The sequence below is a fragment of the Parasediminibacterium paludis genome, assembly GCF_042651445.1.
Classification (GTDB): Bacteria; Bacteroidota; Bacteroidia; order Chitinophagales; family Chitinophagaceae; genus Parasediminibacterium; species Parasediminibacterium paludis.
The window spans coordinates 1-22,398 of sequence record NZ_JBHSDC010000029.1; the positions used below are offsets into that span (position 1 = coordinate 1).

The 22,398-nt window shown below is 35.3% G+C and carries 20 protein-coding genes; 6 read left to right on the plus strand and 14 right to left on the minus strand.

The window, feature by feature from the left end; genetic code table 11:
- Nucleotides 1-90: 90 nt before the first annotated feature.
- The 4 genes from frr to ACFOW1_RS13885 all read right to left on the minus strand — a co-directional run bounded on the left by frr (nt 91) and on the right by ACFOW1_RS13885 (nt 5,259).
- Nucleotides 91-654 (minus strand): ribosome recycling factor, encoded by a 564-nt coding sequence (gene frr / locus ACFOW1_RS13870; RefSeq protein ID WP_379015056.1) that lies wholly within the window; start codon nt 652-654, stop codon nt 91-93.
- A gap of 131 nt (nt 655-785) precedes the next feature.
- Nucleotides 786-2,234 carry a T9SS type A sorting domain-containing protein gene (locus tag ACFOW1_RS13875; protein ID WP_379015058.1) on the minus strand — a complete coding sequence of 483 codons (1,449 nt, stop codon included), beginning with the start codon at nt 2,232-2,234 and terminating at the stop codon, nt 786-788.
- Nucleotides 2,235-2,517: 283 nt separating this feature from the next.
- Complete coding sequence (locus tag ACFOW1_RS13880; protein WP_379015060.1) at nt 2,518-3,024, minus strand: DUF2480 family protein; 507 nt, start codon at nt 3,022-3,024, stop codon at nt 2,518-2,520.
- 123 nt (nt 3,025-3,147) lie between these two features.
- Complete coding sequence (locus ACFOW1_RS13885; RefSeq protein WP_379015062.1) at nt 3,148-5,259, minus strand: peptidylprolyl isomerase; 2,112 nt, start codon at nt 5,257-5,259, stop codon at nt 3,148-3,150.
- A 580-nt stretch (nt 5,260-5,839) separates the two neighbouring features.
- Here ACFOW1_RS13885 and nadA point away from each other — a divergent pair.
- On the plus strand, nt 5,840-6,847 hold the full coding sequence (gene nadA / locus ACFOW1_RS13890; protein WP_379015064.1) for a quinolinate synthase NadA: 1,008 nt from the start codon (nt 5,840-5,842) through the stop codon (nt 6,845-6,847).
- Between the two features lie 76 nt (nt 6,848-6,923).
- Here the strand turns inward: nadA and ACFOW1_RS13895 are convergent, their stop codons facing one another.
- Complete coding sequence (locus ACFOW1_RS13895) at nt 6,924-7,877, minus strand: methylenetetrahydrofolate reductase (protein WP_379015066.1); 954 nt, start codon at nt 7,875-7,877, stop codon at nt 6,924-6,926.
- 201 nt (nt 7,878-8,078) lie between these two features.
- Between ACFOW1_RS13895 and lptB the strand changes: the two genes are divergently transcribed.
- A complete protein-coding gene (lptB, locus tag ACFOW1_RS13900) occupies nt 8,079-8,879 on the plus strand; it encodes an LPS export ABC transporter ATP-binding protein (RefSeq protein ID WP_379015068.1) in 801 nt (266 codons plus the stop codon).
- A gap of 61 nt (nt 8,880-8,940) precedes the next feature.
- Here the strand turns inward: lptB and msrB are convergent, their stop codons facing one another.
- A complete protein-coding gene (gene msrB, locus ACFOW1_RS13905) occupies nt 8,941-9,498 on the minus strand; it encodes a peptide-methionine (R)-S-oxide reductase MsrB (protein WP_379015070.1) in 558 nt (185 codons plus the stop codon).
- A 120-nt stretch (nt 9,499-9,618) separates the two neighbouring features.
- Here msrB and ACFOW1_RS13910 point away from each other — a divergent pair, with 120 nt between their 5' ends.
- Nucleotides 9,619-10,254, plus strand: coding sequence for an adenylate kinase (locus ACFOW1_RS13910; protein WP_379015072.1), 636 nt, complete (start codon nt 9,619-9,621; stop codon nt 10,252-10,254).
- A gap of 112 nt (nt 10,255-10,366) precedes the next feature.
- Here the strand turns inward: ACFOW1_RS13910 and ACFOW1_RS13915 are convergent, their stop codons facing one another.
- Genes ACFOW1_RS13915 through ACFOW1_RS13930 form a run of 4 tightly spaced genes read right to left on the minus strand, consistent with a single transcriptional unit; the run spans nt 10,367 to nt 14,464 of the window.
- Entirely contained in the window at nt 10,367-11,515 is a 1,149-nt protein-coding gene (locus tag ACFOW1_RS13915) for an aspartate aminotransferase family protein (RefSeq protein ID WP_379015074.1), read from the minus strand.
- Between the two features lie 32 nt (nt 11,516-11,547).
- Entirely contained in the window at nt 11,548-12,534 is a 987-nt protein-coding gene (gene argC, locus ACFOW1_RS13920; RefSeq protein ID WP_379015076.1) for an N-acetyl-gamma-glutamyl-phosphate reductase, read from the minus strand.
- Nucleotides 12,535-12,537: 3 nt separating this feature from the next.
- Nucleotides 12,538-13,743 carry an argininosuccinate synthase gene (argG, locus tag ACFOW1_RS13925; RefSeq protein ID WP_379015078.1) on the minus strand — a complete coding sequence of 402 codons (1,206 nt, stop codon included), beginning with the start codon at nt 13,741-13,743 and terminating at the stop codon, nt 12,538-12,540.
- A 16-nt stretch (nt 13,744-13,759) separates the two neighbouring features.
- Complete coding sequence (locus ACFOW1_RS13930) at nt 13,760-14,464, minus strand: GNAT family N-acetyltransferase (protein ID WP_379015080.1); 705 nt, start codon at nt 14,462-14,464, stop codon at nt 13,760-13,762.
- Between the two features lie 380 nt (nt 14,465-14,844).
- Between ACFOW1_RS13930 and recR the strand changes: the two genes are divergently transcribed.
- Nucleotides 14,845-15,459 carry a recombination mediator RecR gene (gene recR, locus ACFOW1_RS13935; RefSeq protein WP_379015082.1) on the plus strand — a complete coding sequence of 205 codons (615 nt, stop codon included), beginning with the start codon at nt 14,845-14,847 and terminating at the stop codon, nt 15,457-15,459.
- Nucleotides 15,460-15,494: 35 nt separating this feature from the next.
- Here the strand turns inward: recR and ispG are convergent, their stop codons facing one another.
- The 4 genes from ispG to ACFOW1_RS13955 all read right to left on the minus strand — a co-directional run bounded on the left by ispG (nt 15,495) and on the right by ACFOW1_RS13955 (nt 20,158).
- Complete coding sequence (ispG, locus tag ACFOW1_RS13940; protein ID WP_379015084.1) at nt 15,495-17,519, minus strand: (E)-4-hydroxy-3-methylbut-2-enyl-diphosphate synthase; 2,025 nt, start codon at nt 17,517-17,519, stop codon at nt 15,495-15,497.
- 89 nt (nt 17,520-17,608) lie between these two features.
- On the minus strand, nt 17,609-18,199 hold the full coding sequence (locus ACFOW1_RS13945; protein WP_379015085.1) for a tetratricopeptide repeat protein: 591 nt from the start codon (nt 18,197-18,199) through the stop codon (nt 17,609-17,611).
- Entirely contained in the window at nt 18,200-19,192 is a 993-nt protein-coding gene (locus ACFOW1_RS13950; RefSeq protein ID WP_379015087.1) for a VWA domain-containing protein, read from the minus strand.
- A gap of 120 nt (nt 19,193-19,312) precedes the next feature.
- The gene (locus ACFOW1_RS13955; protein ID WP_379015089.1) at nt 19,313-20,158 is read right to left on the minus strand and encodes a penicillin-binding transpeptidase domain-containing protein; all 846 of its coding nucleotides are present in this window, start codon (nt 20,156-20,158) and stop codon (nt 19,313-19,315) included.
- Between the two features lie 51 nt (nt 20,159-20,209).
- Here ACFOW1_RS13955 and ACFOW1_RS13960 point away from each other — a divergent pair, with 51 nt between their 5' ends.
- Together ACFOW1_RS13960 and ACFOW1_RS13965 are read left to right on the plus strand one after the other, a co-directional pair.
- Nucleotides 20,210-21,559, plus strand: a complete 1,350-nt coding sequence (locus ACFOW1_RS13960) for a cytochrome P450 (RefSeq protein ID WP_379015091.1) — start codon at nt 20,210-20,212, stop codon at nt 21,557-21,559.
- Nucleotides 21,560-21,582: 23 nt separating this feature from the next.
- Nucleotides 21,583-22,353, plus strand: coding sequence for a hypothetical protein (locus tag ACFOW1_RS13965; RefSeq protein ID WP_379015092.1), 771 nt, complete (start codon nt 21,583-21,585; stop codon nt 22,351-22,353).
- The last annotated feature ends 45 nt before the right edge of the window (nt 22,354-22,398 follow it).

Here is a 22,398-nt window from a genome sequence, read left to right on the forward strand (position 1 = left end):
CAAAGCTAACCGCAACGAGGAAAAAAGATTAAAAAATCAATAAACAGAGTTTTTTCACAGTCTGACGGCTGACCGTCGACGGTTGACCGATTAAATCGTCATCATTTCTTTTTCTTTTGCAGCCAAATGCTTTTCAACCAACGCTATATGCTTGTCGGTAAGATCTTGGGCTGCTTTTTCTGCGTCTTTTACAGCGTCTTCGCTTAAGCCCTCTTTTTGCAATTTTTTAAATTGCTCAATAGCATCTCTACGAATATTTCTAATCGCTACCTTGGCTTGTTCGCCCTCTGCTGTTGCTTTTTTAAATAATTCACGCCTTCTTTCTTCGGTTAATGGTGGCATAAACAAACGAATTTGTACACCGTCATTTTGTGGCGTAACGCCAATATTTGCGCCCATAATTGCTCTATCTATTTTAGGCAACATAGCTTTTTCCCAAGGTTGAATGGTTAATGTTCTAGCATCTTGCACCGTTACATTAGCCACTTGATTAATGAGTGTTGGTGCACCGTAATATTCAACAGTAATGCCGTCTAACATTGTGGGTGATGCTTTTCCAGCACGCACTTTTACAAGTTCTGCTTCTAAATGATTGATGGCTTTTTGCATGGTCTCTGCTGCATCATCTAGTATTAAATCTACTTCTTCCTGCATGGTAATGTTGTTTTTTACGTGCGGCGAATTTAAGGAATGTAATTAAAAATTGCTGCCGTTTAAATTTATTAAACCACTAATAAAAAAGCCAATACGTTTGTATTGGCTTCTAGTATTGTGAATAGTATTATTTATTGTACCACTATGGTAAACGTTTTTTGTGATTTCGCTGTGCTCACTGTTACTACATAGTTACCCTTTGTAAGTAATGGCAGTGTGTGTTGCAATACCATATTACCATCGTTTACGTTTACAGTATTTTGCTGCAATACTTTACCATTTAAGGCCGTTAATTTAATAGTTGCTTTACCAGCTTTTTGCTCGTTAAACACAATATTGATGCTATTGCTATTAACCAATGTTGGATATAATTTTAAGCCGCTAGTTACTTGAGCATTTATTGTGATGGCGGCTGAATAATTTGACGTACCGTCTTTATCTACTAGCTTTAAGCGGTATGTGTTACTACCATTGTCAGGGGCATTATCTATAAATGTATAGCTACTGCCACCAATATTTTGCGCTGCTACCGTACCTATAGTGTTCCAAGTACTGTTGTTGGCCAATTTTTCTATGTTAAAATTATTAGCATTTATTTCTGCATTTGTTTTCCAATTTAAACTTATCGCCTCATTATTTGATGTGCCTGTAAAAAACTGCAAGTTTATTGGTAATACAACAGACGCATTATAGTTTGCATGGTTGTTATCATCATACCTTAAAACAGAAATAGATTTAGCTAATTCAGAAGCATTATTTAAATCTATCAAGCTTCTAGTACTTGAAAATACATAGTATTTGACAACTGTAGACGTAGATGGTGCGGGAATTTTAAAATAGCCGGTTGTTTTACTCCCTGTTAAGTGAGTGGTATCATTGGGATCTGAACTTTGTCCTTTTATAATTGAAGTTGTAACAGCACCTGAAAAATCACTTCCACCAGTAACATAACGCAAATAGAAATTTTCTTGATCAGAAGGTTTTCTGTCTAAACTAACAAAAACAAAAACAGAATTATCAGAATTGATCTTTTGTGAAGTCACCGTAATATTTGCTGGAACAGAATCAGTTCTTCCTACATAGAATTGTGTATTAGGGCTAGCTGAGTAACCATAATCATTCATTACGAAAGTATAATAGCCAGCAGTAGCCATATTTAAGCCCATATCTGTAGTCCCGCCATAAACAGCAGTACTAACCCCATCAAGTGTTGCTTGCATGACACCATTAAACACCCACTTGTTATTATATGGGGTTGCTGTTGGCCCAGATATAAATAAAAAACCGCCGCCTGCACCACCGCCACCTAGCATATTCACAGGCTGAACATCACCACCTGTCGCGGCAACATTAATTGTCGTTGCCCACTGACCACGGCCGTCTGTTGGATTTCCTGTAGCAACGGAAACCGTGCGGTAAGTTGTAGTGCGATAATCTGTGCCATAAGGCGTTGTTGTATATCCATTAAAAGAACCTACAATCTGTACCCGTTCTAATGAATATATGTTTTGTGAAGTTCCTTTAGTAACAATGATTACTAAAAAAAAGAGGAGGAGTGGAAGTAAAATTTTTGATTTCATAAAGCGAGTTTTTAATTTAATGTGTAAATTAAACATATTAACTGAATGACAAAATTTTTTGCTTCATTTATTTTTTTAAACTTAATTGTCGGCTTGTTTTATATTAGTTTTAATAATTTTTTCTCTTCAAATAAAGTTTAAATGTAATTTTTAGTTATGAATTTTTTATTCCTATCATTAGCGATTTGTAGTTCTGTTAATATTATCTAGCAATGATAATGCTAAATGCACATGTAAACTTTGTTTTCCTTATAGAAATAAAGGCTGAAAATTTTACTAAAACTTAGCGTTTTTTGTAAATAGGCACTGTGCTGCATGGTTCGCCGTACATAATGCTTTTAGCAAATGGGCGAAGTTTATTGGTAATATCCACATAGGCGGTTTCTGGTATAGCAATATCGCCACAACCCTTTACTACCACACGTTTATCGGTATATTCTTCACCATTTACGGCGGCTAAATTTTTAGTAAGAACGTTAGTAATGAGTTGCTGCTCGTTGCCAAAAACCACATCTTTTGCTATCGGCTGCAAATAACTAGCAGCTAGCATATTAGCCCACATGGGTATTATAGCATCGGCTGTACAAGTAATGGCAACATATTTGTCTTGGTATTGCGTCCAATCGGTGGCCAATAAGGCGGCACGATAGTCTTTCTCTTTTAAAATTAAACCCATAAACAAGTAATCTTTTAGGTCGAACACCGCAATCTCACCTTTTGGATAAAAATCTTCTAAGTCGAATGTAATCAATCCGCTTTCGGCTACTTTATTTACAATACTATCAGACATAATCACATTTAAATATGACTACAAAATTACAACATATTGTAGCGTTGCAAGTTTCGGTATCAGAAACAAAAAAGCCCACAGTGGCGTCACTGCGGGCTTTTGTATTCCTTAAAATATGATCTACTAATAAAATTTAGCTCTATTGTCTTTAATTGTTGCGGCTTTCTTTAAAGCATCGCCACTTCTATAAGCTGCCATTTTTTGCCCTTGCAATATGGATTGTTTTACTGCGTTAGCATCGCTAGTAGTTGCTTTATCTGTAATATTCTCTACACGCACTGCATATACACCACTATTACCAGCAATAGCTTCGCTTACTTTACCTTTTAAACTTGGGTTAAAGGCCGCACCTACCACTTTTAATTCCATACCAATACCAGGTATAAATGGATTGCTAAACAAAACGCTATCAACTTTTTGTACGGCTGTACCTGCGCTTGTAGCAATTGCTTCTAATGTTGCACCTTTAAATTTGGTATCAATAATTTGTTTTGCCTTTTTCTCATTGCGTACTTGTGTTTCTACAAGTGGGCGTAAGGTGGCTACTGAGGGTAAACCTGGTTTGTTAACACTTGTAATAACAGCTACCACGTATTTATCAGTAAGTTCAAATGGTTCTGAAATATCGCCTGCACTACCATCATAAACCCATCTTACTAATTTACGCGCATCATTGCCAGCACCAATGCCAGTTACAGAAAAATCCATGTCTTTAATATCACCTGATGGTAATGGTTGTTTGTTTAGTTTCAAAGCATTTTCGTCGAATGCTTTTTTGTTTTTGCTAGTAGCAGCAAACTGAGACGCTGCGGTTTGCGCAGCAGAAACTGTTTCGTTGCTTGCAATAATTGCTTTAGATAAGTAAGCTATTTTAAACGCAGGTTGTGGGTTTTTTTGACCCAATACTTCGATGTAGTGGTAACCATACTCTGTTTTTACCACACCTTTCGTACCTACTGGTTTGTCGAAAGCAAAATCGTTAAAGGCTCCTACCATTTGCCCTTGTGGGAAGTAATCGTATACGCCACCTTTGTCTTTACTACCAGGATCTTCTGAGTATCTAGCACATAAGGTATCGAAGTTGGCGCCGCCTTTAATTGCTAATTCAATACTGTCGATCAATTTTTTACCTACAGAATCTGGTTTTAATTGTTGGCCACTTCTTGGGTCGGCTGTTGCAACTAAAATATGGCGCACTTTTACGCTATCAGGCCATTGTTTTACACCAATCATTTTTGCAATGGTATAGTTACTAGCATCCAAATAAGGTCCATAAGTTTGACCAACGCTTAGTGCCGTGATGCTATCTTTATTAGCTTGTTGCATTTTGGTTTTACTTAAATAGCTATCATAAAATTGGATATCGCTACCAACTTTTGCTAAATAAGCTTTCGCATCTTGTGCAGCAGCAAAATCAGCTTTTAATTTATTGATTTGGTCAAGAGCAGCAGCACTATCAGCAGCACTTGGAGTAGTTGCAAAACCCACATAACTAACAGTTCTGCTTTCTTCGTCTCTATCAAATTCTTTATGGTGTTTTTTAGCGTAAGCTAAAATGTCTTCCTCAGTAAGTTTAATAGTACTATCTACAACTGAAGAATAGGGCACATTTACATAACTAATAGAAGCAACCGCACCATTATCCGCTTGCGTTCTTTCAACTAGCCATTTAGGTGCATACGCAGCACCTTGTAACAAGGCTGCATATTTTTGACGCAATGTTTGTTGTACAGTTGGCTCTAAGTAAGCCTTATTAATCATATCAACTTGTTCAGCATTTTTGCTTTTCTTAATTTGAGCAAAAGCATTTTTTGCATCAGCCACTTTAAATTCACCAGTTTTAGGGTCGGTAAACTCTCTTTTTAGTGGTGAAAAATTTGGGTCAAATAAAACATCTGATAACTCTTTATCACCAACACTAAGACCTAATTTATCATATTCTTGTTGATTGATGATTTTATCAACTTCTTGCGACCAAACACCACCAATTAATTGTTCACGAGAACCTGCTTGCTGGCCATACATTTTTTCGGTAAATGTGAGTTCCTTGTCAAAATCAGTTTTATCGATAGTAACACCATTTACTTTACCTAAAGTAGAAGTATTACCAAAAATACCCCCACCTCTACCGCCAGAAGCTCTGTCCGATTGAAGGATAAAAGCAATTAAAGCCAAAGCAATCAGGGTAATAATAATCCACCCACCTTTGTCACGAATCGTTTGAATAATAGACATAATAGTTTTATTAGTGAAATTTTTAAGGATGGCAAAAATAGGGGAATAATGCGTTTACACAAATTGTGGAAAAAATAGTCAAAACAAATCGTGTAGCGCATTATAGATGTGTACAAACCTTGGGCATTTTTTATAAAAAATAGAGAACGCTCTACTTCAAAAAATATAGAAAAAATTACCCACAATAAGGTTGTTAATAATTTGGTAACATAGGGCATAAGTCCATTTTTTTAGAAATATTTTGTGCGTAGAAATGGATTAACTGCATTTGGAAAAACAGTAAAAAAGTTTAAGGGGTATATTTTTATCCTTAGTTATCCCTGTTATTCTCATATTAATAAGCTGTGGATTATTAAATGTGTGTAATCTGATTAATCCTCATTCACAAATGTTAAAAAAGCATTCATAGTTAGCAACAGTAAGCATTTTCTTATGTTAATTATTTGTGGGTTTAAGTGCATAAGCCTGAGCTAACTAACTTCGCACTTAGTGGATAAGTAAGTTATCCCGAAATCCACAGACATAATAGTAGTAGTGGGTTTTATAAATAAAGTATTATTAAAAGAATATTAAGGCAGTTATGAACATTGAAGTAGCCACACAACAAATGTCTGAAAAAGGATTTTTGGATATAACCTTAGATGCTAGATTGGATCTATTTGCAGAGATAGAGAAATTGAAAAAAGAAAAGAATGCCATAGTGTTGGCACACTTTTACCAGGAGCCTGATATTCAAGATGTGGCAGATTATATTGGTGATAGTTTGGGGCTTGCCCAAAAAGCCCAAAGCACTAATGCTGATATGATTGTTTTTGCAGGTGTGCATTTTATGGCCGAAACGGCAAAAATTCTCAATCCGACTAAAAAGGTTTTACTGCCCGATTTAAGAGCTGGATGCTCTTTGGCTGACTCTGCCCCCGCCGACCTGTTTAAAGCCTTTAAAGAGAAGCATAAGGACCATTTAGTAATATCCTACATTAATTGCACAGCCGAGATAAAAGCTCTCAGTGACATTATTTGTACAAGTAGCAATGCAGAGAAGATAATCGACAGCTTACCAAAAGACCAACCCATCATTTTTGCGCCAGATAAAAATCTTGGTGGTTACTTAAATAAAAAGACGGGTAGAAATATGTTACTATGGAACGGTGCATGTATGGTACATGAAATTTTTAGCTTAGAGAAAATTACCAAATTAAAAATTCGCCATCCTAAAGCACAGCTAATTGCACATCCCGAATGTGAAGAAGCCGTGTTGCAAATTGCAGATTATATCGGAAGCACTACGCAATTATTAAAATATGCAGTAGCTAGTGATGTGCAAGAATTTATTGTAGCTACCGAAACGGGCATTTTACACCAAATCCAAAAAGATGCACCACAAAAAACATTTATTCCAGCGCCACCAAATAATAATTGTGCTTGCAATGATTGTCCTTACATGAAATTAAATACACTTGAAAAATTGTATTTGTGCATGAAATACGAACTTCCAGAAATATTGATGGAAGAAAATTTACGCCTTGCAGCGAAAAAGCCAATGGATAGAATGTTAGAAATAAGTAGAGCCGCAGGGTTGATTGGATAATTTACGATTGGAATGATTTTAATGAGTATTTTGATTTTTAATCATTTATTTCATTAAAATCATTCCATTCATTGAATTAAAACACTTCTTTTACCGCGTCGTAAATTACTTTTGGTTTACCTAATGTATAATAATGTAATACAGGTACACCAAATGCTTTTAATTCCTTGCTTTGTGCAATTAGCCATTCTGTACCCACTTGTTCACATTCAGCATCAGTTTTACACTTCATGATGGCATTGCTTAAATCTGTAGGAATATCCACATGAAATATTCTTGGTAATACAGATAATTGTTTCTTATTCGTCAATGGTTTCAAACCAGGAATTATTGGTACAGTAATTCCCATGTCTCTACAAGTTTTTACAAAATCAAAAAACTTTTTATTATCAAAAAACATTTGGGTCATAATATAATCTGCACCTGCATCTACTTTTTCTTTCATGCGCTGCAAATCAATTTCTAAGTTCGGTGCTTCAAAATGTTTTTCTGGATAGCCTGCTACACCTGCACAAAATCTTGTTTTACCACCATTTTTTATATCCTCATCAATATAAATGCCGTGATTCATATTGGTGACTTGTTTCAATAAATCAATACCGTATTTATGACCATCTGTTTCTGGCTCAAAGCTCGCTTCATTTTTGGCAGCATCGCCACGTAATACCAATACATTATCAATACCTAAAAAATCTAAATCTATTAAAGCATCTTCTGTTTCACGCTTGTTAAAACCACCGCAAATAATATGAGGTACAGCATCTATTTGATAATGATTCATTATAGCAGCGCAAATGCCCACCGTACCGGGTCTTTTTCTTACTTCTACTTTCTCAAATGTTCCGTCTAGCTTTTTCTTAAACATGGTTTCGCTCCGGTGATAAGTCACATTGATCCAACTTGGTTTAAAATCCATTAAAGGATCCAAATGGTCGTAAATAGTTGTAATGGTTTTACCCTTTAATGGAGGTAGTATTTCAAATGATACCAAGGTATCTTTTGCCTGTGCTATGTGGTCTGTTACTTTCATCTTCTCAATTATAGGGCTGCAATATAAACCAATGATTAAAAGATTGTGGCTATTTGAACCAAATATGCTGCTATAAAGCCCACAAATGCTGCACAATTTTCATTTTACTGGTTTTCTACAATTGGTAAACAATCTTTAAAGTAGCCATAATCATTTCACACAGTAGTGTAGAACGTTTATTTTTGTTCAAATAGATTTACTGTGAGTTTAACCATACATACTACCAATTTACAAAAAAGTTATAAAGGCCGTACCGTTGTTAATAAGGTTTCGGTGGAAGTGAAGCAAGGTGAAATAGTAGGTTTGTTAGGACCAAATGGGGCAGGTAAAACCACTACTTTTTACATGGTGGTAGGTTTAATAAAACCCGATGATGGCAAAGTCTTTTTAAATGAAGTTGATATAACTAAATTACCTATGTACAAGCGCGCCCAAATGGGCATTGGTTATTTACCACAAGAAGCAAGCGTATTTAGAAAATTAAGCGTTGAGGATAATATTATGGCTGTGTTAGAAATGACAAAATTGAACAAGCAACAACGGCATGAAAAATTAGAGACCTTGTTAAGTGAGTTCAATCTCCACCATGTGCGTAAAAACAATGGTGACAGTTTAAGCGGTGGTGAAAGAAGGCGAACCGAAATAGCACGTGCTCTAGCTGTTGATCCAAAATTTATTCTTTTAGACGAACCATTTGCCGGTGTAGATCCGATTGCTGTTGAAGATATTCAATCTGTGGTGGCAAAATTAAAATATAAAAATATTGGTATTTTAATAACTGATCACAATGTAAATGAAACGTTGTCTATTTGTGATAGAGCTTACTTATTGATTGAAGGTAAAATATTTAAACACGGCACCGCAGAGCAACTAGCAGATGATGAGCAGGTACGTAGGTTGTATTTAGGTACCAATTTTGAATTAAAACGTAAGGATTGGATTATTGATATGGTTCGAGAAAATGCGGAACAGGAAACGGTTACACAAGAAGATAGTTTATAAAGTAAAATAGGCTGGGTCTTAAATGACCTAGCCTATTTTTTCAGGGTATTTAACAATTTAATTAATGTTTCTCACCTTCGTTGTATTTCTTTTCAGCAGCTTTTGCTTTTTCAAAGTCTAATACCACACCGTTAATGCAATAACGTAAGCCTGTTGGTGGTGGGCCATCTTCAAAAACATGACCTAAATGCGATTTACATCTACTACATTCTACTTCTGTGCGCTTCATGCCGTAACTATTATCTGGTAAATAAATCATGGACGATTTACTTATAGGTTCATAGAAACTTGGCCAACCGCAGCCACTTTCAAATTTTGTATCACTTTTAAATAGCGGATTACCACACACAGCGCAATAATAAGTACCTACTTCTTTAGAAGTTTCGTATTTACTTGTGTACGGTCTTTCAGTTCCTTTTTGTCTTGCTACTTGATACACTTCTGGACTTAATATTTTCTTCCATTCTTCATCTTTCAGTGTTACTTTAGAACTATCTGTAGTACTGTATACAGGATTCTTTTTATTGTTTTCCATGGTTTCTTTTTTGTTATTACTGTTTTGGGAATAGCAACTTTGAAAGGTTAAAGTTACTAATAAGGCTATTTGATATAGTTTCATATTGTGGTTTTTATAATATACGATTTATTGGTTAGAATAGTTGTGAATGATAGATTAATAGATTTTTAAAGTAAGACGCAGTACCTGAAATTTCTTACAAAATCTATTCGTTTTAACAAATTGGAAACAGTTTTAGTTGCAAGATGTATATTTGCTACTCAAGCAACTCCTTTACTTACAATGTTCAATATTATTTTGTTTGGTCCTCCAGGTAGTGGAAAAGGTACCCAAAGCGAAATGCTAATCGCCAAATATGGTTTAATTCACTTATCTACTGGTGATATTTTACGAAAAGAAATTGCAGCAGGTACACCACTTGGCCTAGAGGCTAAAAGTATTATGGATAAGGGTGAATTAGTACCAGATGAAGTTGTTATAGGTATGATAAGTTCGGCTTTAGAAGCAAATCCTGAAGCAAAAGGGTTTTTGTTTGATGGTTTTCCTAGAACTACTGCTCAAGCGTCAGCTTTGGATAAATTATTACAACTTAAAGGCACAGAAATTGGTATAGTACTAGCTCTTGAAGTGTCTGAAGAAGAATTAGTAAAACGTCTTTTAAATAGGGGATTAACAAGTGGACGCAGCGATGACACAAATGAAGTTGTCATAACAGCAAGAATTGCTGAATACCGGAAGAAAACTTCTGCAGTAGCTGACTATTACCAACAATTTGATAAAGTAAAAAATATTCAAGGCGAAGGTTCTGTAGAAGAAATTTTTACTTTATTAAGTAATGAAATTGATAGTCGCTTATAGATATTGAGCAACCAAAACCAACTGCTAATCCCACAAAATTTGTGGGATTTTTGTTTGTCTAAACCTTTACTTAGAATGATTAATTGGATATCGGTGATTTTCTTAATGCACTTTAGGGTTGGGGCGTTAAATTTTCTATCGCTGCTTTAATTGCTGTTAAAAATTCATCAACTTGTGCTTTCGTTAATGCTAAAGAAGGTAATAAACGAATCACGTTTGGTTTTGCTTCGCCAGTAAATACTTTAAAATCTGTCAATAAAGTTTTCTTCAAATCCTTAAGTGGTTCTGGTACATCAAAACCAATCATTAGGCCTTTGCCACGTACATTTTGTAAAGCGGTTATTTTCTTTAATTCTTCTTGCAGATAGTTGCCTACACTTGCAGCATTTGCTATTAAATTATCTTGTTCAATAACTTCTAGTACTGCCAATGCAGCCGCACAAGCCAATTGGTTACCACCAAATGTGGTACCTAGCAAACCATATTTGGGTTTAATGTATGGTGCTATCAAAATACCGCCAATTGGAAAACCATTACCCATACCCTTTGCCATAGAATAGATATCAGCATTCACACCAGCGTGGTCATGAGCAAAAAATAAACCGCTTCTACCATATCCGCACTGTACACTATCCGCAATAAATACTGCATTGTATTGGTTGCATAAACAGCGAATTAATTGAAGAAAACTATCATTGGCTTCAATAATACCGCCAACACCTTGTATCCCTTCAATAATGACAGAAGAAATGTCAGTGGCATGCTTTTCAAAACAAGCTTTTAAGGCAATTTCATCATTAAAAGGCAAAAAGATAACATTTTCAGTCTCATTAATTGGCGCTACAATAGATGGATTATCTGTAACTGCCACTGCCAAAGAGGTACGACCATGAAATGATTTACTAAAAGCAATCACTTTCTTTTTGCCATTATGAAAGCTAGCGAGTTTTAAAGCATTTTCGTTAGCTTCTGCACCGCTATTACAAAGAAATAATTGGTAATCTTCTTTGTCACTTACCTTACCTAATTTATCTGCTAGTTGCTTTTGTAATGGAATAATAACCGAGTTTGAATAGAAGGCAATTTTTTCCAATTGTTCTTCAATACTTTTTACCCAATGAGGATGCGTATGACCAATGCTAATAACCGCATGACCACCATACATGTCCAGATATTTTGTGCCATTTTCGTCCCACACATGACTGCCCAGTGCTTTAGTAATGGTGATATTATTAAGCGGATAAACGTCAAATAGTTTCATTTTATAACACGAATTTTAAAGAATTACTTCAATTAAAAGCTAGTAGGTTTTAAACGTAGGCCAAGTGTTTCATCATAGCCAAACATTAAGTTCATATTTTGCACTGCTTGACCAGAAGCACCTTTCAATAAATTATCAATGGCAGAATGCACAACAATGGTGTCTGCTATAATTTCAATATTGATAATACATTTATTGGTGTTAACTACTTGTTTTAAATGTATAGCATCAGAGGTTTTTTTTGTAAAAGGTTCGTTGTGATAAGCAGCATCAAAGGCATTAATAATAGTTTGTTTGTTACCTTTAAACTTAAAGGTTGAACTAATAAAAATACCTCTTGTAAAATCGCCACGCCAAGGCACAAAGTTGATTGCTGCTAAAGATGCATTACTGCCAGCTTCTTGGTGTAATGATTGCATGATTTCGCCCAAATGCTGATGCGCTAAGGTTTTATATGGTGAGATATTATTGGCTCGCCAGCTAAAATGCGATGTAGCACTTAAGCTTTGACCAGCACCTGTGCTGCCAGTAATACCAGTTGTGTATACATCTATATTGTTAAGTAACCCAGCTTTAGCAAAAGGTAATAAACCCAATTGTATAGCAGTTGCAAAACAACCTGGATTAGCAACACTATCAGCTTGCTTAATGGCTTCTCTGTTTATTTCTGGCAAGCCATACACAAAGTTTCTAGCTTTAATAGAAGCATCTGCTGCTAATCGAAAATCGTTACCAATATCTATCAGTTTAATATGGTTTGGGATATCGTTTTCTTGTATAAATTTCTTTGCCTCACCATGGCCAGCACAAAAGAAAATAACATCTACATTGTAATGGTGTGTTGCAGAAAATAGAATATCAATTTCACCAATTAAATCAGTGTGTACTTTGCTTAAATTATTGCCTGCATTGCTGCCACTTTGTACAAAAGCAATTTCTATTTTAGGATGATTGATTAATAAACGAATTAATTCACCACCTGTATAGCCTGCACCACCTATTATACCTGCTTTAACCATTAGTTATTTATTGCTTTCTACTACCTTGTGAAAAATAGAAGTTTGGTTGCCGAAAATTTTACTAAATCCTCTTACATCTTCACCAGTAAAGCCAGTGTTCATTTCACCATATTTACCAAACTTCGCACTCATTAAATCGTAAGGACTTTCTATACCTATTACTTGAAAACGGTAAGGCATTAATTGTACAAACACATCACCAGTTACATTTTGCTGACTATTAGTGAAGTACGCTTCTATATCACGCATTACTGGGTCTAAAATTTGGCCTTCGTGTAACCAATTGCCATAAAATTGTGCTAACTGATCTTTCCAGTTTAGTTGCCATTTAGTAAGCACATGTTTTTCTAAAGCATGGTGTGCTTTTAAAATAACCATTGGTGCTGCTGCTTCAAAACCCACACGGCCTTTTATACCGATAATAGTATCGCCAACGTGAATATCTCTACCAACACCATAAGCATCAGCTATTGTTTGTAAATATTGTATTGCTTTTGCAGGATGATTGAAAGATTGACCATTTACTGCTGTTAATTCACCTTTTACAAAGCTTAATTTAACTTCTTCGCTATCTGTTTTGGTTACTTGTGTAGGCCATGCACTTTCTGGCAACATACCTTTACTTTGTAAGGTTTCTTTACCACCTACACTTGTGCCCCATAAACCTTTATTAATGCTGTACATGCTTTTTTCAAAGTTCATGTCAACACCTTTTTTCTTTAAATAATCTATTTCTTCCTCACGGCTTAGTTTCAAATCACGTATAGGCGTAATGATTTCTACACTAGGAATCATAATGTGGAAAATCATATCAAAACGTACTTGATCGTTACCAGCGCCAGTACTGCCGTGTGCTACAGCTACAGCGTCTAGTTTTTTTGCGTGTTCTGCAATATGTAACGCTTGGCTTAATCGCTCTGCACTTACACTTAGTGGATAAGTATTATTTTTTAAAACATTACCATAGATTAAGTATTTAATAATGCTATTGTAGTAGCTCTCAATTGCGTTTACAGTGGTGTGTGTTTTTACGCCAAGTTTATATGCATGAGCTTCTATTTGTACCAATTCCTTTTCATCAAAACCACCTGTGTTTACAATTACACTGTGTACATCAAAACCTCTGTCTTCAGTAAGATATTTTACGCAGAACGTTGTATCTAAGCCTCCACTAAATCCTAGAACAACGTTTTTGTTTGCTTGTGCCATGTTTTTGGTCAATTATTTAAGTAGAAAAAATTTTAAAAATAGATTTCGCCTTGCTATCTTTCGATTGTTCGTTTTTCTTATTAAACCAACGCAAAAGTTTTGACTGCTTTAGTCTAGAAAACCTTTCATATAAACTTGAATTCTCTTTAAAATCTGCGGCTGTTTCTTTCGGTTCTGCTTTGTCTGCGGGGTCAAAAAGCATGGCCGTGCACATACAATTTTTACGTCCCTTGCTCATTAATATATCGTAGTTAACACAGCTTTTACACCCAGCCCAAAATTCTTCGTCATCCGTTAGTTCGCTGTAAGTAACAGGTTCGTAGCCGAGGTCGCTATTTATTTTCATTACCGCTAAGCCCGTTGTAAGTCCAAAAATTTTGGCACTTGGGTATTTCTCTCTAGATAGGTCAAATACTTTTTTCTTAATTAATTTGGCAACGCCACTTTTTCTAAATTCTGGCGAAACAATTAAACCACTATTGGCCACAAATTTCCCATGGCTCCACTCTTCGATATAGCAAAAGCCCACCCATTGACCACTATTCATAAGGGCAATAACGGCTTTGCCCTCTAACATTTTTTTTGCGATGTATTCTGGGCTGCGTTTAGCTATACCAGTGCCTCTTGCTTTTGCAGACGCTTCCATTTCGTCTGTGATACGAAGCGCATAATGTGTATCGAGATGATTAGCTACACGAACAATAATATCCTGCTGTTCCAACTTGAAAAATTAAAAAAATGAGCGATGCTTGTTAAAACGTCTACACTTCTCTTGTAAGTGTTTGTAAGTCGGGAAAGGTTCACTGATAGGGGCAACTGCCAACTGCTCGTCCTATCAGCAACCGCGTCGTGGTCGCGGATTAAAAGCAGGCATTACAGGTAAAAACTGTATTGCTGTTTGATTGGAAGTTGTATTTTTCAACTGCTTTTAGTTTGTTATTGTTAATTAAAGTGGTAAAAGTATAAAGATTCATCAGATTATTGTATAAATATTTAAGAAAGTTTGGTTAAGGATTGCATAAGCACCTCTCAAAAACCAGTCTTTCGCAATTTTTGTTTACATACTTCCTATCTTTTGTTTCTTTGTAGCAAAATTCTTGAATGCAATTACCTTCTACTTTATTGGAAAACGCAGTGGCACAATTTGCCAAGTTACCAGGTATTGGTAAAAAAACTGCATTGCGTTTGGTTTTGCATTTATTAAAGCAAGATGTAAACGATGTGCAATATTTTGGCGAAACCATAGCTAAGATGCGCAGAGATATTCAGTTTTGCCAGCGTTGTTTTAACGTAAGTGATGGTGCTTTGTGTAGCATTTGTAGCAACGGTGCTAGGAAGCAGCATCTCATTTGTGTAGTAGAGACCATTCGTGATGTTATTGCCATAGAAAGTACACAACAATTTAATGGTACCTATCATGTGTTAGGGGGAATTATTTCTCCGTTAGATGGTATTGGGCCTGATCAATTAAATATTGAAACTTTAGTAGAGAGGGTAGAAGCTGAACAAACAGAAGAATTACTGTTTGCTTTAAACCCAAATATTCAGGGCGACACCACCATTTACTATATTCAAAGAAAAATAGGTCACCTACCTTGCAAGGTTACTACCATTGCACGTGGTATTGCTTTTGGTGGCGAACTAGAATATGCTGATGAGATGACATTGGCTAGAAGTATTGCTAACCGTTTACCTATTGGTCAATATGTAAAATAAATTACTGATTATAGCGATTTGAATGATAAATAGATTTAACTCATTGAAGGTTCTACCCAAGCGCCACTTTCTTTTAGTAGGTTTATCAGTTCGGTAACAGCAATATCACTATCAATATTTTTCTTTACCACCTCTTTACCACGGTATAATGTTATTTTACCGACGCCACTACCTACATAGCCAAAATCTGCGTCAGCCATTTCACCAGGACCATTGACTATGCAACCCATAATAGCAATTTTTACACCTTTCAAATGGTTCGTTACAGTTCTAATTTTTGCAGTTGTTTCTTGTAAATCAAACAAGGTTCTACCGCAGCTAGGGCAAGAGATATATTCAGTTTTCGAAATTCTTGTACGTGTAGCTTGTAAAATGGAGAAGGCTGTTGAGTTTATAAATTGCTCTACAGAAGTATTGTTACTATAATTTCTTCCTGTCGACTGTTGACTACTCACTACTGACTTTTCGTAGCTCTCTGCTGTCATGCCAAAACACACACCATCACCAAAGCCGTCTAATAGCAATGCACCTGCTTCTGTAGCATAGTGAATTAAATGTTCATCAGTAGTTTGCCAATGACTATCTATTGTAAGAATTATTGGATTTTCTATTTTTCGCTGAATCAATTCCATACACATTCTGCGAATAGATTGCATGGCATTTTTGTTGGTTGATGATAAGCAAATGACAATAGACGGATTATTTGCTAATTCATCCAAAAATGTGAAATCATTGATGGGTGTTTCATCGTTAAAGCAATCTAGCATTACGAAGTTGATGTTGCTATTTGTACTTTCAGCTTCAAGAAAACCCCTCGCATCATACATAGGAAAATATTTACTTTTATCGTTTGAAACAGTGCTGTACTTTGGCCAAGTAATTACCTTCAATGTACCAGGTAATGCAAAATCTAATTCTGCCTTGCCAGTAAATACATAATCTGCTGCCGCATCACTAATATTCCATTTATCGCTTGCCTCATCATATTTGTAACCAATACTTTCTAGTGATGTAGGCGTTATAGTTTCTAACTTGCTTAAATCAGCAATTACCACAGGCACTTGATTACCACCAATATTGCCAACAGCAAATGTTTTTCTACGGCTATAAGTAAATGGTGAGTAAGGTACTTTTTCTATACTTGGCACATTACTATGGTCAGTTGACTGTTGACCTTTGACTGCATATCTTTTCACCAAATCTTTACACACAGGTATTTCAAATTCAGGATCTTCGGTTAATGATACACGAATGGTGTCGCCAATACCATCTTCTAACAAAGTACCGATACCAGCAGCACTTTTTACTCTACCATCTTCACCGTCACCAGCTTCTGTAACGCCTAAGTGTAAAGGATAACATTCACCAAACTCAGCATCCATTTGTTGTATTAATAGGCGATAAGCTTGCACCATTACTTGTGGGTTACTCGCTTTCATGCTTAATACAATATTGTGATAGCTTTCGCCACGAGCAATGCGCAAAAATTCCATGGCACTCTCTACCATACCGTTTGGAGTATCGCCATAGCGGCTCATTATTCTATCACTCAAACTACCATGATTGGTACCAATACGCATAGCGGTACCATATTCTTTACAAATTTTTACTAGTGGTGTAAAGCGCTCTCTTATTCTATCTATTTCTTCAGCATATTCAAGGTCGGTGTAATCTATTTGTTCAAACTTCTTTTTATCTACGTAGTTACCGGGATTAACTCTAACCTTTTCTATAATTCTTGCGGCAATCTCTGCTGCGTTTGGTGTAAAATGAATATCAGCAATTAGCGGTGTGTTATAACCACGTTTGCGTAATTCGTTTTTTATGTTTAGTAAATTTTCTGCTTCTTTTTTAGATGGTGCTGTTATACGCACTAGTTCTGCACCAGCTTCTATACAGCGTATCGTTTGTTCTACCGTTGCAATGGTATCCATGGTGTCTGTAGTCGTCATGGTTTGCAAACGAATAGGATGGTTATTACCCAAAAGTAAATCGCCAATTTTTACCTCTTTGGTTATTAAGCGATTGTATTGTGTTAATGAATTACAGTATAGTTGCATGGATTGAAGGTGCTAATGTGATGATGTGTTAAAACTGTACAAATTTACAATCTTGTGTATAAAATGTTCTAATACAAAGTGGTATGTTGTTACCAATCTTTCTCGTATTTACTTGGTTTATTCTTTTGTTGTTGTATTTCTTTCTGTAAACGCTTCTCCTCGTTGCGTAACATTTCTAGTTGTTTGGCTGCTTCTTCTTTATTTAAAGGCTTCTCCTTTGGTGGTTTTTCTTGCTTTTGTTGCTGTTGTTGTTTTTGCTTATTTATTTCGGTCAATAACTTTTGTAAATTTTCCCTCGCTTGTTCATCGTTGTTATTCAGTTTTAGTGATTGCTTTAACGATTGTATGGCTTGCTGATATTGTTGTTGTTTAATTTCTGCCGCGGCTTTATTATAATAAGCTTTTGCTTGTAATTCTACGTCCGTGGAAGTTTCAGCCGTCGTCTGATATTGTTTTATCGCATCGTTGTATCTGTTTTGCTTAAACAATGTATTACCTTTATTAAATAAGGCTGCCGTATTTTTATTATCAATTTTCAAGGCTTCGTCGTAAAGTGCTTCAGCGTTTTTTATGTCGCCTTTTTTGTACAACTCGTTGGCTTTAATAACGGTATTATTTGCTTTTTGGGCAAATGTGACGTTAGTGATGAAGATGCTTAATATGATATAAATAATTTTCAATCAAATTGTTTTTTTCTCACTTATAAATATTTCAACCAGCAATAAGGCCACACCAATAGCTAAGAAAATGGTGTAATATGATTGGTAATCGACAAAACCACTATTATTAATTGGCTTTGTTTCCATCTCTTTTAAAGTATTAATTAATCGAGCACTAACCTCATCAGTTTTATTTAAGGTTTGATACGTGCCTCCTGTTGTCTTTGAAAGTTCTTCTAGAAGGTCTGGATTTAATTTAGTGATAATGGTTTCCCCATTCACATCTCTTTTAGCGTCATTGGTACCTGCTTCTTTTATAGTAGCGCCCCCCACAGTACCTACTCCTATAGTATGTAAAACAACCCCTGTTTCTGTGAGTGTCTTAGCAGTTTCTACTGCTTTCTCTTCGTGGTCTTCACCGTCGGTTATTAATATGGCCGCTTTATATTTTTTCTCTCGGACATCTAAACTATTGTTGCAAAGGGTTAGCGCTTCGCTTATCACTGTACCTTGTAGATTCACCACGTCAGTATTAGCATTGCTTACAAACATTTTGGCAGCGGTTACATCTGCAGTTAATGGCATTTGTAAATATGCTTGGCCAGCAAAAAGAATTAAGCCAACTCTATTGCCTTGCAATTTGTCTAGGAGTTGGTAAATTAATTCCTTGGCTTTATCTAACCTTGTTGGTTTTTCATCTTCACTCAACATGCTTTTGCTTACGTCAAGCAATATCATCACATCAACGCCCTTTGTAGCAGATCCCTTTGGTAATAATGGCATACGCAAATTGGCAGCGCTAAGAATCAGCAATCCTATACATACAATTACTGCAACAATTTTTATTTGATATTTCTGATGTGAATAGTTGCTTGTTAATTGAGTAACTAATCTGTTATCGCCAAGTTGTTGTTGCTTCTTTTTTTTCCAATGTATTACAAATAGAAATAGCCCTACTAATGGTAGTAGAATAGCTAAGCCAAATAAAAATTCTATGTATTGAAATTGAAGCATGTATTGGTTGCAAGTTACAGGTTACTATGTTTCTAGCTTTATGTACCTTACATTCTTGATAAAAATTAATAAGCCGCAAAATTTTTGCGGCTTATTAATATCTTGATTATGGTCGGTAAATTATTTTTTACCTTCAAAAAAGCCATAACCTTTCAAAATGCGTTTTAGCATATCAACTCGTAAGTTAGTCATTGGTATCTCTTTTGCACCTTCGATATTCAATACAAAAAAGTAAGGGTGATGATTTTCCTCAACCCAACCCACAACCCAACCAAGCTGTGTACCCTTTTCTGTAGTACCGAGGCCTGTTTTGTATGCTAATGTATAGTTGGTATTATTTTCACGAATCATCATTTTTCTTACAATCTCTTGGCTTCTGCGTTGAAAGCCTAATTGGTAGAAGTACAATTTCTTTACAATGCCTAGTTGTTCGTCAGCAGTAATTTTTAATGAATTATCTAACCAAAACGTATCGATAGCTGTTTTAATTTTTGCAGTGCCATAGTGCATACTATCTAGGTATTGCTGCATGGTATCTTTACCTATTCTTCTGGCTACTTCTTGGTAGTAAGGTACAGCTGAGTATTCAAAAGCTTCTGCCATAGTAAGATCTTTGTTCCAATTTTTAGCCGTATCGCCGTTGGGGAAAGTTCTCACTTTTCCGTCCCATTTAATGACCATTTTTTCATTTACCACTTTACCTGTTTCTATACCTATTAAGCTATTTACAATTTTAAAAGTAGATGCAGGTAAAAAGCCAGTGTCTTTATAACGATTGAGGTTATAAATAGTAAATTGACCTGTACCGTTATCAAACATGGCGAAACTGCCGATCACCTTACTGCTATCGAAAATGGGTTTTAAGCTATTATCAATTGTAACATTATTGGGGCTACAAGCTGCAAATACACTGATAAGTGTTATACTTGTAATTATTTTTAACAGTGTGGATGATCTGTATCTCATTGAAAAAATTTAGTGGTGCAAATGTAACTGTTACAAGAAAGATTATTACACATGTCAACAGCAGAAAAGCAAATACCAACAATAAGATCAACAAAGCTTTTTAAGTATGGTTTTGGCTTGGTAAATAATCCTCTAAAAGCGATTTCAGATATTATTGATAACTATGGTGATATTGCTTCATTAAAAATTTCTAAAATTGGTTCTATCATTTTTTTGAACCATCCAGATTATGTAAAGCATGTTTTAAAAGATAATCAAGACAATTATTCTCGTCGTAAAGCTGTCAAGCAACCTTCTTTTAGTGCCTTACAAGATTTATTAGGTAATGGTATTTTCATGAGTGATGGTGAAGATTGGGAACAGCAACATAAAATGTTGCGTAATTTATTTTCCCCCATATCAATTGCAAGTACACTGCCCATCATTGAAGAAGAATTACTATTAGTTACTAAACGATGGCAAACGCAAATTACAACATCATCAATCATTGATGTGGAACAAGAAATGCATTTGTTGATGTTACGTATCATGTTGCGTACACATGTTTGCAGTAATCTCGTTTTTCCCTATCACGATATTTTGGACACGCTCAAATCTTTTATGAATGCTTCAAACTCTAAAAACATATTCTTAGCACAATTAAAAGCTTTTATTCTAAAACCTTTTGGCGTAAAGTACCACTATAGAAAGCCACAGCAATCACTTGAATGGATGATGGCTTTTGTAGATAAATTGATAGAAGATTTGTTACATGCGAAATATGTACCAAACGGTTTATTTGCAATAATGTTAACTGACTATAATAATGGTATCGTTTCTAAGCAAGATATTAAAGACCAGTTATTAAATTTTTTATTCGCTGGTTTTGATACAACTTCTACTGGTATTACTTTCACATTGTATAATTTAGCTGCATATCAGCCTATTCAACAATTGGTAAAAGACGAAATTGCAGTTACCAAAAGCCAACCATTTTATACACTTGAAAAAGTAATTAAAGAAACGCTACGGTTGTATCCACCTGTCTGGTCGTATGCTCGTGAAGCCATTGCAGATGATATAATTGATGGTTTCTATATTCCTGCCAAAACCCTTGTTTTAATTAGTTCCTATGCTTTACATAGGCATAAAGACTTTTGGCAAAATGCAGACGCTTTTAATATTGACAACTTTGAGAAAGACAATTTTAAAGGAAAAAATTTTGTATATATCCCGTTTGGTCAAGGGAAGCGCATGTGTATCGGGAGAGCTTTGGCTGATTATCAAATGATGGCAATTCTGCCACATTTGCTGAGGACATTTCATTTTACAACTGTTAATGAAAAAAAGCCAATTATTAATCCCAATATTATTATAAAAGCCACTAAACCAATTAAATTGCGGGTAAGTTTGGCGTCTTAATTTTACTGATTGAACTGTAAAAAATGTCTAATAATAAATTTATCGTTAAGGACTTTCCTATTGACAAAAAGATTGTGGCAGATATTGCTGCATTTAATAAGTATGTTAATTTGATGCATGGTCTTTTTCAAGTTGATATTTCTCACATTCGTCAGCAAATAAAAATTGCTAAAAGAGAACAGAATCTAAATATTTCAATATTAGCTTGTCTTCTATATTGCTTTGCGCAAGCTTTAGATAAACACAAAGCTGCCTTTGCAATGGTAGGTAAGGGCAACAAATATTATCAATTTGAAGAGGCGGATGTTTTCTTTCCTTTTGAGTTGCAACAAGATGGCGATAAAATAATATGGTATAAAATTATCAGACGAGTTAATAAAAAATCTATTCTAGAGTTAGAAGAAGATTTGAAGAAAATGCTCCAAATGAAGAAAACGTTTACAAAGGTAGAACGATTGTTTATGCAATTTCCAGGTTTTTTAAGGCGTCTATTTTATCGAAGAACCATGCGTAATCCATTAATACGGAAAGATTATGTTGGCAATGTGTATTTCAGTTCTACCATACACAGTGGCAACACACGTGTCATTTCTTATGGTTTGCCCACGCATTTTCATTCAGTAGGTATGTTCATTGGTACTTTTATGGATGTGAAAAACATAGAACCACAAAAACCTAATGCAAATATCATTGGTGCTACATTATCGCTTGATCATTTAATAAGTGATGGACCAATGCTTGCAAGGTTAATTCGTGAGTTTGTTTTTCAGGTTGAAAATTTTAAACTTTTGTAATGGTAGAGCCACCTAAAAATATCCCCTGGTACAAGATTCCCTACC